Below are 13559 nucleotides of genomic sequence, written 5' to 3'. Positions count from 1 at the left end.
GAGGTCAACACACCATGTCAATTCCATCTTCACGGCAGGCTGCCCTGGACAGCATCATCCAGGCCCTGGGCTACAGCTTCGACGGCAACATTCTCATTGGCGGCAACTATGTCTCCGTAGCGCAGGAAAACCACGTCGCTTACGTCAGCGGCCAGATCCCGCGTGTGGGCGACACGGTCGTGGTCACCGGGCGCGTGGGCGCCGACGTCACGTTGGCGCAGGCGCGCCGGGCTGCACAGGTGTGCGTTGTCCGTGCCCTGCTCCTGCTGGGGCAGTCCCTGAATGGCCTGGACGGCATCAGCCGCATGTTGCGCATCAATGTCTTTGTCCAGAGCGCCCCGGACTTCACGCAGCAAAGCGAGGTAGCCGATGCGGCTTCAGACCTGCTGCACACCGTGCTGGGCAAGGCTGGCCAGCACACACGCAGCTCGATAGGGGTTTACCAACTCCCCAAAAATGCCGCCGTGGAGGTGGACATGGTGGTGAGCACACATGCGCCCTGACCGCACGCTGCCGCCCGGGCAGCCGCTGAGCCTGCATCTTGCCGCCGGCGACGAAGTGATGTGCACGTCAGGCCTGCTGCATCTGGCCGCCACCGGCCCCTGGCTGGGAGAGGCCTGGGCGCCACCGGCGCTGCAATTGCCAGCTGGCCGGTCGTGGCGCGCCAGCGAAGACCTTTGGGTAAAGCTGGAGGGTATCCGCCAACCCTCGCGTTTCAGGCTGACGGCGGTGCAGCCGCCCTGAAGGGTCACCCCCAAGGTAGGCAGCGGCTCAGCGCAACTTGAGTGAAGCTTCCTGGAAGTTGTCCAGCGCTTTGGCAATCTGCTTCGACACCATCGTGGACGCCAGGTAGGACAGATGATTGTCGTCCGCGTACATCAGCGCGCCATTCATCAATGAAGTGCATTGCAATGGCACCGAGGCATTGCAAAACAGGCTGGAAGGATGAACCACCCTGAAGCTGGAAATGTCCTTGAACTTGGCGAGCGTCTGGTCGAAAGCAGCATTTCTTTTGACAAAAACCTCCGCACCGTAGCTCAGCGACAACTGGTCAAAGCTTGCATCACTCAACATGTAGAGCGCCTTTTTGGGTACATTCCAGCCTGGCTCGGGAATGGTATTGACCACCACGGTAGGGATTCCCGATGCAACCAGGGACCTGAAGGTTTTTTCGTACAGGGAGGACAACAGGCTGACGCGACCCTCTCCGCTTTTTTGGTGGGAGATCAGGAAGTTGCTCGATTTTTCGCCCACACCGCCCTGCAAATTGTCAAAGGGTTCCCTGTGGATGTACCAGCTCCACCGCGCTACCAGGACAATCGCATCCACATCGCTGTCCTGCAAAAGGGCTTTGTAGATGGCCCTGCTGCTGGCCACACACTTGTCATCGGTGAGCACCCCGTCCGCCGCAAATACCGGGGGGCAATTGCCGTCCGTGATGAGCAGGAGTTTTTGCCCCCGGCTCTTGAGTTCCTCACTCAGGCCATGAAAAAGCGTGTAGGAATGGGAATCGCCAAAAAGGATGACTTTCCTGGCCGCATGAACATCGCCGCCTTCGCAGGCATTGGCGATGCCGGTGGCGGAACATTTGTCCCAGGTGTGTACGCCCGGATCATGCGCCGGCGCGCGCATCAACTGAAGCTGGGCCGGTTTGTAGGCTTTGAATTCCTCCGGCCTGTCCTGCAGCAACCACCCGCCTGCAATCATCAGGGCCGAAATCACACCGAACAGCGCTGACATGCCGAGCTTGCCCGCTTTCGAATAGCGGACCGGCCGTTCAATGGCCACCAGTGAGAAATAGGCCATCCCCACCAGCAGGGCAAACAGCCAGCCGACGGGAACATAAACACCGTGCTGCGACTGGTAGATATGGCCCAGGGCAAAGACCGGAAAGTGCCAGAGGTACAGGCTGTACGACATGGCTCCGATAAAAACCAGCGGACGCACAGACAGCAAACGCGCAGCCCAACCCCGCTCATTGAAAAACAGGATGATCAGCACAGTCCCCAGCACCGGCATCAGGGTAGGCGGCCCCGGGTAAGGCGTCATCTTGTCAAAGGCAAAGACCGGAAACACGATCATCAGCAGCCCCAGCAGCGGCAAGCCTTCCCTGACAGCCCAGTGTCCCTGGTGGCGTTGCAGGACGTGCAACCTGGGCAGGAAAACAATCAGGGCACCAGCAAGCAGCTCCCATGCACGCGTCGGAAGCACGTAATAGTTGCTGACCGGAAAGTTTCTCGCGCCCAGAATGGACAGCAGGAAAGAAACAATAAAAATGCCCAGCAGAGCGCCGAAAACATGCTTGCGCCCAAAACGCCAAAGCAGGAACAGGACCACGGGAAAAATCAGGTAGTACTGCTCTTCAACCGCCAGGCTCCAGGTATGCAGCAAGGGCAGTTGGTCAGAAGAGGGGGCGAAGTAGTCCGCCGATTTCCTGAAATAGAAATTGGCTAGAAAAGTCAGCGCATACACATTGCTCTTGCCAAATGCGGCGAGGTCATTGGGCAGCATCAGGTACACGGCGACGGGCAGCGTCAGAAGCAGGACAAAAAACAGGGCGGGCAGGATTCTTTTTGCCCGGTTGTAGTAAAACCCGCTAAAGGAAAACTGTTCCGCCTTCAGTCCCTCGAAAATGATGGTCGTGATGAGGTAACCCGAGATGACGAAAAAGACGTCCACGCCCACATAGCCACCTGAAAAGATGGTGAATCCCGCATGAAAAAGAATGACCGGGATGACGGCAAGGGCCCGCAATCCATCAATGTCTGGGCGGTATTTTGTTGATTGGTTTGTGCCGCTCATGGGAGCGGATTATGGGTGCAAAGCATGGATACTCCGCTCATGAGCGCAACTTTCACACCCCTGCACCGGCTCGAAGCCTGGCAGGCCGTCCCATTGCTCGCACGCCGTGAACTGAGCGCTGTAGATCTGGTGCGCGCCTGCCTGGACCGCATTGCCGAGCGTGAAGCGCAAGTGCAGGCCTTTGTGCAGCTGGGCGCCGATGCCGCTCTGGCGACGGCCCTCGAGCTCGAGGCCGGGCCGGTACGTGGCCTGCTGCATGGTCTGCCGTTTGGGGTGAAGGATCTGTTCGACACCTTTGATCTGCCCACCGCTTACGGCTCACCCATTTATGCGGGCCGGCAGCCGCCGGCTGATGCTGCCGCCGTGGCGTTGTGCCGCGAAGCCGGCGCAGTGCTGCTGGGCAAGACCGTGACGACCGAACTGGCCAATATGTTCCCCGGCGCCACGCGCAACCCGCACCACCTCGCGCACACGCCTGGTGGTTCGTCGAGCGGCTCGGCCGCGGCGGTGGCCGACGGCATGCTGCCGCTGTCGCTGGGGACGCAGACTGCCGGCTCGCTGATACGGCCGGCCGCTTTCTGCGGCGTGGTGGGCTACAAACCCACGCACAACCGGGTACCGAAGGCCGGCGTCAAAAGCCTGTCGGAAACGCTGGACACGGTGGGCGGCTTTGCGCGCAGCGTGCGCGATGTAGCCCTGCTGGGCGCGGTGCTGACCGGCGATGCGCGGCTGGCTGACCCTGCCAACTTTGAGCAGGCTGCGGCGCCGCGCATCGGCTTGTGCCGGACATTCGAGTGGGCGCAGGCGGGTGACGACACGCAGCAGGCCTGGGCGCAGGCCGAAAAAGCGCTGGCTGACCACGCCACGCCTCTCACGCTGCCGGTGCCATGGCGCGGGCTGGTCAGGGTGCAGAAGGAAGTGCAGGCTTTCGAGACAGCCCGCTCGCTGAGCCATGAACGCCTGCGATACCGGGAACTGCTCAGTGCGCCGCTGCAGGCATTGATCACCGACGGCCTGGCGATCAGCGGCGAAACCCACGCGCGCAACCTGCGGGCCACTGCCAGCGCGCGCCAGCAGGCGCAGGCACTGTTCGACCAGCACGACGTGCTGCTGGCACCCAGCACCTTGGGCGAGGCGCCGCGCGGGCTGGACAGCACCGGTGACCCGCTGTTCTGCCGCAGCTGGACCTTGCTGGGCCTGCCCTGCGTGCATCTGCCCTTTGCCCGCGGGCGCTACGGTTTGCCGGTGGGGCTGCAGCTGGTGGGCGCTCCTGGTGACGACCACAGGCTGCTGGCCGCTGCGCACTGGGTGCACCAGCGCCTGCGCAGTTAATTCCTACAGCAGGCAGCGCTGCGCGCCCACAGGTTTCCCGGGCCTGTCGCTTGCAGGGGCATCCGATTGGGCGCATTCTTGGATCGCGGTTTTTGCCGCTTCGGGAGTTCGTCATGCGCTCACCTCGTCCTTGGTTGCTCCGTTTTCTCTTTGTGTCAGCCTGCTGGCTGGCCAGCCTGCCGGCCCATGCGGCCACGGACCCGCCATCGGCCACGCTGCGGATGATCGAAGCGCTGGAGCGCGCGAACTCGTCGGTGGTGGGCATTCGCGTCACGGTGGCCGAAGACGCAGCATCTGCAGACACGCTGGGCCAGCGGCGCAAAGGCACGGGCGTGCTGATCGCGCCGGACGGGCTGATCCTGACCATCGGCTACCTGATGCTGGAGGCCGAGCAGATTGAAATCGTCACGCAGGACAACAAGACCGTGCCGGCCCGCCCCGTAGCTTACGACCTGGCCACCGGTTTCGGCTTGCTGCGCCCCCTGCTTCCGGTGCAAAGCCTGGGCCCGGTCAGCGTGGCCGCGCTGGGCAGCAGCCAGCGCCTGCAGGCCGGCGAGCCGCTGATGGCGGTGACCGGCCCGCAGGCCGACGAAGACGGCGCCGTCAACATGACGCAGCTGGTCAGCCGGCGCGCGTTTTCCGGCACCTGGGAATACCACATCGAGAGCGCCCTGTTCACCAGCCCGCCCATCCTGTCCAACGGCGCCAACCACAGCGGCGCGCCGCTGTTCAACCAGCAGGGCGAGCTGATGGGCATAGGTTCGTTGCTGGTATCGGACGCCACCGGGGAGAACCAGCGCGTGGTCGGCAACATGTTTGTGCCGGTGGATTTGCTGCGCCCCATCCTGGCTGAAATGCAGCAGTCCGGCACCAGCATGAAAAGCCGCAGGCCCTGGCTGGGCCTGAATTCGAACGACCTGGGCGGCCGCATCCGGATCACGCGCATCAGCAAGGACAGCCCCGCCGAGCTGGCCGGGCTGGAAGCGGGCGACGTGGTGCTGGCGGTGGACGGCACCCAGGTCGCCACCCTGGAAAGCTTCTACAAGAAACTCTGGGACCGGGCCGCGCCCGATGCCGAGGTCTCGCTCACGGTGCAACACGGGGCCGAGGTGAAAATCATTGTGCTGAAAGCGCAAGACCGGCTGCTGACGCTGAAGAAACCCTCGTCGATCTGAAATTATTCAAACAAATCGGCCTTCAGCCCTTTCCACACGGTCGCTAGCAGCTCCTGAAACAATAGCAACTACGCCGTTGCCGGCACCGGATAACGCATCTCCACATCCACCGCCGCGAGGCGGCTTCCGGCTGCCATGCTGCCTGCGGGTGCGTCGTCGGCATCCAGCTTGAACTCACCCACCGCGGTCTGCAATTGCTGTGTCTGCTCCGCCAGCGCCGAAGCGGCTGTTGCGGCCTGCTCTACCAGTGCCGCGTTTTGCTGCGTCGCCTTGTCCATCAGCACCATGGCCTGGTTCACATGCTCGATGCCGTTGCTCTGCTCCACCGACGCTGCCGAAATCTGCTCAAGCAGGCTGCTCACGCGCCTGACGGCCTGCACGATGTCCTGCATGGTGCGGCCCGCCTGCCCAACCAGTTCGGAGCCGTTGTCAACATGCGCCACGGAATCGGCGATCAGCGCCTTGATCTCACGCGCCGCCTCGGCGCTGCGCTGCGCCAGCCCGCGTACCTCGCTGGCCACCACGGCAAAGCCGCGCCCCTGTTCGCCGGCGCGCGCGGCCTCCACCGCCGCATTGAGCGCCAGGATGTTGGTCTGGAAAGCAATGCCCTCGATGACCGCGATGATGTCCACGATTTTTTTCGAGCTGCCGCTGATCGAGGCCATGGTGTTCACCACCTGGACCACCACCGCGCCGCCCTGCTCGGCGATTCCCGAGGCATCGGTCGCCAGTCCGCTGGCGGAACGTGCATGTTCGGCGTTCAGCCTGACGGTGGAAGTCAGCTCTTCCATGCTGGAGACCGTCTCTTCCAGCGACGCGGCCTGCTCTTCCGTGCGGCGGGACAGGTCCGAGTTGCCGGCGGCGATGTCCCTGGACGCCAGGGTGATCGAATCGGTCGAAGCCTTGATGCGGCTCACCAGATCGGTCAGGGTGTCTTCCATGCCGCCCAGGGCACCGAGCAGCCGGCCGAAATCACCGCCACGCTCGGTGGAAAATTCCTGGCTGAGGTCGCCGGAAGCCACGGTTTCAGCGATATGAATTGCCTCATTGAGCGGCTGCTCAATGCTACGCACCAGCCGGTAAGCCACCGTGCCGCCTATCAGCAGGGCAGCCAGCCCGAGCCCGATCATCCAGCGGCGTGCCGAGCCGACGTCGCCTTCCACAGCCTGGCCGCGAGCTTGCACCCGCTGCGTCTGCAGCGCGGCCAGCGCCTGGACTTCCTGCTGCAGGCGCTCCAGCGTCTGCCGGGTTTCGCCCATCCAGGCGCGGGAGGCCGCATCACGGTCGCCGTCCTCCAGCAGTTTCACCACCTTGCCAAGGGCCAACGCGTACGACGCATGGGCGCCGCGCAAGCCTGCCAGCAAGGCCTTTTCTTCACCGGGAGGACTGCCCTGTTCCAGCGCCGCCAATGCTTCGGCGATGGTTGTTTCGCCGGCCGCCAGCTGCTGTTTTGCCGCCGCCTGCGCCGGATCGCCCGCGAGCACCCGTTCCATAGCCTTTTGCGCAGTCGCCTGGGCCGAAGCGCCCACAGCCGCCAACGCGCCAGCCCGGCGCCAGTCAGCGCCGGCAATGTCACGGCTGACAGTGCCCACACCTGCGAGGGACGTCAGCCCCACCGCCATCAAGCCGCCCATCAGCAGCCACACGATGCCAAAGCCGGCCCAGAGGCGCGTGCTGACCTTCAAATTGTCCAGTTGCATGTTCTCTCTCCAGCAGGCCTCTTCCGTCTCAAACGCGGGAGAACCACATCCATGGACGGTATCAAGAAAGGCGCAGCCGGATGACCCTGAACAAGGCGTGAAAAAGCGCTCTTTTCATCGGATTGACAAGGCATGCCTTCAGCCGGAGAAGGCATAGCCATCGGAGCCTTCAAAACCGGTAGCCAACCTCGGTCCACACACGTTTTGAGTGGGTTGCCCTGACCAGCTCGGGTTCCGACCCCAAAGGCACGGCTAGGTAGGCCCGGGCTCGCCACTGATTGAGTCCGGTCCAATCGAGGCCGATTCCCGCTCCACTCAAAGTCGCGCTGTTGGCGCCCACCACCCAGGGGCGTTGATTGACTGTCAGATGCGCGCCGTCCCAGAACGCAAGCCCTTGGAGTTTGCCGCCTCCTGCCTGGCCCAGGTCGTAGCGCATTTCAATGCTTGCCCGGTAACCCTGGTCACCCGAGAGAGCGCCCACATCGTAGGCGCGCACCGAGTGAGGCCCGCCCACGGCCATCTTCTGCGACGAATCGAGGTTGGTGCTCGCCCATTGGCCTGCCATTGAAAAATACAACGTGCCTCTGGGTCCCAAGCGCTGCAGGCGGGCAAAGCCCAGATTCACTTTGGAAAACGCGCCCTGGGTTCTTGCCGTTGCCGCATCATCCAGCTGCGCTGCAGCGTCATCAAAACCAACCTGGCCCGCTGTCCACCCCAGGCTCCAGGTGTTGATGCTGCCGGACATCAGCGTATCCCGCCAGTCTCCGGCCAGGCTGGCAGTCCAGTTGTCAATATGCCGGTCTGTCTTCATCTCGATGAGGTCAATGCGCTCACGCAGCTGCGTCCTGTCGTACTGGAGTTGTCCGTAGAGATTGGCATCCGCAGTTCGCACCAGCGGATGCCGGCCCCAGAGGCTTCCCGTTTCGGCGGACCCATGCGCACCAAGAATCTCCAGGGATTCGCCAAGTTTGTAGTTCAACAAAGAATAAGCTGCTCCCGCGCGCGTACCCTGGCCATTGAGCAAGGTCTCGTAGCTCACGCGTCCATAGTTCAGCCCCGGGCCGGAGCTCAAGCCCCCCAGGCTCAGGACATCGCCGTGCTGTAGTGGATTGATGAAGTTCACCGTGCCGCCCAGGCGGGCTTTTCCTGTGTAGCTGTTGCCGTAGCCGTCCAGAACCAGGCTTCCCGTCGTCGCCGGGCCGGGTGTGGCATAGATCGTCAAATCGGACGCGCCCATCTCTTCACCGGGTTTCAATACCGCCTGCACCACCACACCAGGTATGTCTGACATCAGCAGCAGGGACTTGTCCAGCGACGCCTGGTCGACCGCCTGCCCAATTTGCAGCGGCGCCGCCGTCGCCTGCAGCAACACGTCGTTCACGCGGGTCTGGTTATCGATGCCTACCCTGCCGTAGCGTGCCTCGATCACCAGCAGGCGTACAACGCCCGACTGGATCACCTGTGCAGGCACCACGGCCCGCGCGAAGGTGTGGCCCCGGCTGTGGTAATACTTGCCTATGCGTGCGGCCAGCTGGTCCAGCTGGTCCAGCGTCAATTTTTTCCCTTCGGCGTCGGCCACCAATGCATGCAGGGTGGCCGTCTCGAACAGGGTATTGCCCAAAACCTTGACCGCTGTGACATCCACCAGAATGGCAGCCTGTTCTGGCGACGCCTGGGCATCTTTCTCTTTGTTGACGGACAACCCTGCTCCGCCAGACGACTGAACGGCTCGCTCGGGCGACTGGATTTGCTGCAGGATGGAACCGACACCCACCGGCGCCGGACCAGCCGCCTGGGCCGTCAACAGGGGTGCGGTTACCAGCAGACCGGCTACCAACCACCTCAAGCGGGAAATTTTTGCGGAAGGCTGGCCCGCAAGCCGGTCACGCATCACACCAGGCGGCAAGTGGGCCAGGCCAGCATGGCGATCCAAGGAAGTAAGCCTGTTTATTTTTTTATCCGACACCGCTACCAAGCGCCAGACCTGCCGATAACGGCGATTCAGGCCAGCGCTGCCCTTCATGAAAAATACCATTCGATGACCAGCTTTATTCCTGAGATGCAAACATGTTTCTTCTCACCCTGACCCCACCATCAACGATGTGCAGCAGCGGATCTTTTCCTCCGGTGCCAGAAGCGTCCTTCAACCTCTCAACGGCCGGACTGGAAACTGGTAGATCCTTTCTATCTTTTGCATCGTTACTCGCGCTGTAAATGACCTGGAGGGTTGACGATGCCTCGGGCACTTCGGATTTGGCACGTGCCTCGTTCAGAGCCTGCTGCGTGGCGGCATCCACGTTCCGCCCGGGCGCTCCGGCCGTCGCGGACGCAGATGCTGACGCAGATCCGGTCACTATCACCGGTACAGGCACAGGCGCGGGGGTAATCGCAGCCGTCAGGCCGACGGGCTGCACGGCGGTGTAGTTGCCTGCGTCGGCGCCGCTCAGCGTATAGCCTGTGACGGTCACGGATTTGCCATTGCCCACGTTCGCATTGGCAAAAGAACCGCTACCGCTGCCGCTTACCGTGACCACATCGGTGCCCAGCGCTGTCACGTTGGCGGTGCCGTTCAGCGTGGCTGCGGTTGTGCCGTCAAACACCTTGTTGGCAGCGCCCACGCCGGTGACAGCGAGGCTGGCCGGTGTGATGTTCGCCGTGACGCCAGTGGGTTGAGTGATGACATAGTTGCCGGCATCGGCACCGCTGATGGTGTAACCAGTAACCGTCACGGCCTTGCCATTGCCCACGTTCTTGTTGGCGAATGTGCCGCTGCCTGTGCCGCCCAAGGTCACTGTGTCGCCCGCGAATGCTGCAACGCTGGCTGTGCCATTGAGCGTGGCTGTGGCGGTGGTGTCGTAAACCTTGTTGCTCGCGCCCACGCCGCTGACAGTCAAGCTGGCCGGCGTGATATTGGCAGTCAGGCCCGTGGGCTGTACCACGGTGTAATTGCCGGCATCTGCTCCGCCCAGCGTGTAGCCCGTCACCGTGACTGCTTTGCCATTGCCCACATTCTTGTTGGCGAAATTGCCGCCGCCACCGCCAACCGTCACCACGTCGCCGACCATGGCCGTCACCGCAGCCGTTCCGCTAAGCGTGGCGGTGGTCGTGGTGTCGTAGACCTTGTTGTTTGCGCTCACACCGCTGACCGTCAAACTGGCCGGCGTGATATTGGCGGTCACCCCCGTGGGCTGCACCACCGTGTAATTGCCGGCGTCGGCACCACTCAAGGTGTAGCCGGTCACGGTCACGACCTTGCCATTGCCCACGTTCTTGTTGGCGAAGTTGCCATTGCCAGTACCGCCCACAGCCACCACATCGCCCACCAGGGCCGTGACGGCCGCCGTTCCGCTGAGCGTGGCGGCGGTCGTGGTGTCGTAGACCTTGTTGTTTGCCCCTACACCCGTGACAACCAGGCTGGCGGGTGTAATGTTTGCCGTGATCCCGGTCGGTTGAGTGATGACGTAGTTGCCGGCATCGGCGCCGCCCAGCGTGTAGCCAGTCACAGTCACGGCCTTGCCATTGCCTACGTTTTTGTCGACAAAGGTGCCGCTGCCACCACTAACCGTCACCGTGTCGCCCGAGAAAGCCGCAATGCCGGCCGTGCCGTTGAGGGTGGCAGCGTCGCTGGCGTTGTACACCTTGTTGTCCGCTCCCACGCCTGTGACGGCGCGGCTGGCCGGCGTGATGTTTGCCGTGAAGCCTGTGGGTTGCACCACGGTGTAGTTGCCGGCATCGGCGCCGCCCAGCGTGTAGCCGGTCACGGTAACCACCTTGCCGTTGCCCACGTTCTTGTCGGCAAACCGGCCGATGCCCGTGCCGGCCACGTTCACCGTATCACCGGCGAAAGCTGCAACGCTGGCCGTGCCGTTGATGGTGGCGGCGTCGCTGGCGTTGTACACCTTGTTCTGGATCGTCACACCGCCAACGACAAGGCTGGCCGGCGTGATGCTCGCGGTCAGGCCCGTGGGCTGCACGATGACATAGTTGCCGGCATCGGCACCACCCAGCGTGTAGCCTGTGACCGTTACCGCCTTGCCGTTGCCCACGTTCTTGTCGCCAAACGTTCCGCTGCCGGTGCCGGCCACGCTCACCGTGTCGCCGGCAATGGCCGTGACGCTGGCTGTGCCATTCAAGGTGGCACCCGGGCCGGCGTCATACACCTTGTTGGCCGCGCTCACGCCGGTGACCGCCAGGCTGGCGGGATTGATCGTCAGGCTGCCATTGGCGTAACTGATGTCGTAGCCCTGCTGGTTGGAATACAGGCCGGACCCCGTCACCGTATAGCTGCCGGCATTGACCGCACCCTGGGCAGTTCCGCTGAAGCTGATGCTGCCCGACAAGCTGCCGCAAGCCACGTTGGAGCAACTGATGCCGGTTCCGCCGTTCCAGGCCAGCCTGTCGTAGGTTTTGCTGGTATTGCCGATGGCGACCGTGGTGGCCTTCATGAGCGCTTTGAGCAGGGGACGGCTGTTCCCCTCATAAATGCGCCACACGCTGGCGAAATCCCAGTTCGGGTTGACGTTGCCGTTGGCGGCCGTGGCCGAGCTGAAGTTGGCCTGCTGCTGCATCTCGGCCGTGGTCATGGCCGTGCCGCCGCCCGAGCTGTTGGGCTGTCCGGTCGTGGTGCGGTCCCAAAAGCTGTTGTTGATGCCAGTCCCGGCGTCCCACAAGCCGACCAGCCCACCGGTGTTGCTGGCGCCACTCACGGAGCCGGCCGCGTAGCTGTTGTTGACAGTGCCACCAGCACTGAACTTGTGCCCCACCAGGCCGCCGACGCCATCGGTGCCGGTCACAGCGCCGGTCGCGTAGCTGTTGCTGATCGCAGCATTGGCGGCGCCGTTGCTGTTCCACGACCCCACCAGCCCGCCCACGTTGCCGCCGGTGCTGCTCACGTTGCCGCTTGCGTAGCTGCCGCTGATGGCCCCACTGTTGAGCATGTCGCCTACCAGTCCGCCTGCCCGCTCGCCGGAGGCAGTGACATTGCCGGTGGCATAGCTGTTGATGATGACGTCCTGGCCCCAACCGACCAGCCCACCCACGTAGGACCCGCCGCTCACCGCACTACTAGCGTGGCTGTTCGTGATGGAGCCCTGGCTCAGCCCAACCAGCCCGCCGACCACGCTTCCGCCGCTCGTCACAGGCGTGTTGTCGGTGTAGCTGTTGTAGATTTTGCCGAGGTTCCATCCCACCAGCGCGCCCACCCTGAATTGGCCCGAAACATTGCCGCCGACCAGGCCCAGATTGTTGATGCGGCCAAAGTTGTTCACGCGGCCGAACAAGCCGATATCGTCGGCGGTGGGCCGGTTGATGGACAGGCCATTGACGGTGTGGCCCAAACCGTCCAGCGTGCCGGTGAACTGCGTCGTGCTGTTGCCCAGCGGCGTGAATCCATTCCCGGCGTTCCAGGTGCTGGTCGGCGAAGCATCGATGTCCGCGCCCAGCGCATAGCGCCCGTTGAGATTGCCGCTGATGCCCTGCAGGTCGGTTCCGGTGGCGCTGGTTGCGGTGCCCAGGTCGGTGATCACGGTGTAGACGACGGGCGTGCCGGTGCTGCCTTGCTTGGTGCTGAAGTTGTTGCCGGCCGGCAGGTTGATCTTCGCGCCATTGTTGAAGTTGTAGGTATTGGCAGTGCCGTTGGCAGCCCCGTTGGCCGTTCCCTGGCCATACTCCAGTGCCAGCTTGCCCGTGCCCGAGGCATTGAGGTTGGCGTTGATGTTGATGTTGTTCTGCGCGCTGAGCGTCAGCTGGTTGGCGCTCCAGCTCACCACGTCGTTGACGTTGATATCGCCTGCGGTGCCCGTATTCCCGTCGGTGCTCTGGACAACGAAATTATTTACGCCCAGGGCGGTGCTCAACGCCGCGCCCGTCATGTTTCCGCCCGAGGCCGCAATCGTGAAGTCCACCGGGTCGATCAGCCAGGTGCCAGTAGTGCCCGTGAGCGCCGCCGTGGTGATACGGGCGCTGTTGGCAACGTTGACGTGCGCACCCGAAGTCTCGATGAACCCGCCGTTGCCGCCATTGGGCGCCGAGGCATCCAGCGTGCCCGCGACATTGGCGGTGCCGGCGGCCATGCCGCCCAGCAGGATGATGGTGCCGTTGCGGTTCTCGACCGTGCGCGCCTGGATCACGCCACTGTTGTTGACCACGCTGGCCTGCAGAGAATCCCGGGCGCCGGCGCTCATGAGCACACGACCGCCGTCTGCCTGAATCAGCCCGCCGTTCTCGGCCAGGCTGTTGAGAACGCTCTGGTCCACCACGACCTTGAGCAACTGGTTGTCCTGGAAAGTCAAGGTGGCAGCACTGCCCGCGCCGAGCACTACGCTTCCTAAGGGCGCGCTGATGCTGCCCTGGTTGCTCACGATATTGCCCAGCAGGGCCACGTAACCGCCCGGTGTGGCACTGATGCGGCCCTGGTTGACGACGCTGCCGGTACCGGGGCCGCTGAAGCTGCGTTGGCTGCTGCTTAAGTCCGCATCCTTGATATCCAGCGTCGAGGCCACCAGCCCGCCCACATTGACCTGAGCACCTGCGCCGAACAGGATGCCGTTGG

Annotated in this window: 8 protein-coding genes; 4 read left to right on the top strand and 4 right to left on the bottom strand. The window is 63.3% G+C overall.

From position 1 onward, the window contains the following. Nucleotides 1–14: 14 nt before the first annotated feature. Together ABI660_RS10295 and ABI660_RS10290 are read left to right on the top strand one after the other, a co-directional pair. Nucleotides 15–503 (top strand): RidA family protein, encoded by a 489-nt coding sequence (locus ABI660_RS10295; protein WP_348067573.1) that lies wholly within the window; start codon nucleotides 15–17, stop codon nucleotides 501–503. Next, complete coding sequence (locus ABI660_RS10290) at nucleotides 493–744, top strand: hypothetical protein (RefSeq protein WP_348067571.1); 252 nt, start codon at nucleotides 493–495, stop codon at nucleotides 742–744. The genes ABI660_RS10295 and ABI660_RS10290 overlap by 11 nt, the downstream gene beginning before the upstream one ends. Nucleotides 745–771: 27 nt before the next feature. On the opposite strand, the gene ABI660_RS10285 is transcribed toward ABI660_RS10290, so the two are convergent. Next, nucleotides 772–2802 (bottom strand): acyltransferase family protein, encoded by a 2031-nt coding sequence (locus tag ABI660_RS10285; RefSeq protein ID WP_348067569.1) that lies wholly within the window; start codon nucleotides 2800–2802, stop codon nucleotides 772–774. 39 nt (nucleotides 2803–2841) lie between these two features. Between ABI660_RS10285 and ABI660_RS10280 the strand changes: the two genes are divergently transcribed. Further along, nucleotides 2842–4134: an amidase gene (locus ABI660_RS10280; RefSeq protein WP_348067567.1), complete on the top strand. Its 1293-nt coding sequence runs from the start codon at nucleotides 2842–2844 to the stop codon at nucleotides 4132–4134. A 113-nt stretch (nucleotides 4135–4247) separates the two neighbouring features. Beyond that, nucleotides 4248–5309, top strand: a complete 1062-nt coding sequence (locus ABI660_RS10275) for a S1C family serine protease (RefSeq protein WP_348067565.1) — start codon at nucleotides 4248–4250, stop codon at nucleotides 5307–5309. Nucleotides 5310–5377: 68 nt separating this feature from the next. Here ABI660_RS10275 and ABI660_RS10270 read toward each other — a convergent pair whose 3' ends face one another. The 3 genes from ABI660_RS10270 to ABI660_RS10260 form a co-directional block, all read right to left on the bottom strand. Beyond that, entirely contained in the window at nucleotides 5378–7009 is a 1632-nt protein-coding gene (locus ABI660_RS10270; protein WP_348067563.1) for a methyl-accepting chemotaxis protein, read from the bottom strand. A 169-nt stretch (nucleotides 7010–7178) separates the two neighbouring features. Then, nucleotides 7179–8855: a ShlB/FhaC/HecB family hemolysin secretion/activation protein gene (locus tag ABI660_RS10265; protein ID WP_348067561.1), complete on the bottom strand. Its 1677-nt coding sequence runs from the start codon at nucleotides 8853–8855 to the stop codon at nucleotides 7179–7181. A 202-nt stretch (nucleotides 8856–9057) separates the two neighbouring features. Beyond that, on the bottom strand, nucleotides 9058–13559 hold a 4502-nt coding region (locus tag ABI660_RS10260; RefSeq protein ID WP_348067559.1), incomplete at its 5' end, for a YDG domain-containing protein.

The sequence above is a fragment of the Polaromonas sp. genome, assembly GCF_039930745.1.
GTDB lineage: Bacteria > Pseudomonadota > Gammaproteobacteria > Burkholderiales > Burkholderiaceae_C > Polaromonas.
This window is presented reverse-complemented; position numbering and strand designations above follow the sequence as displayed.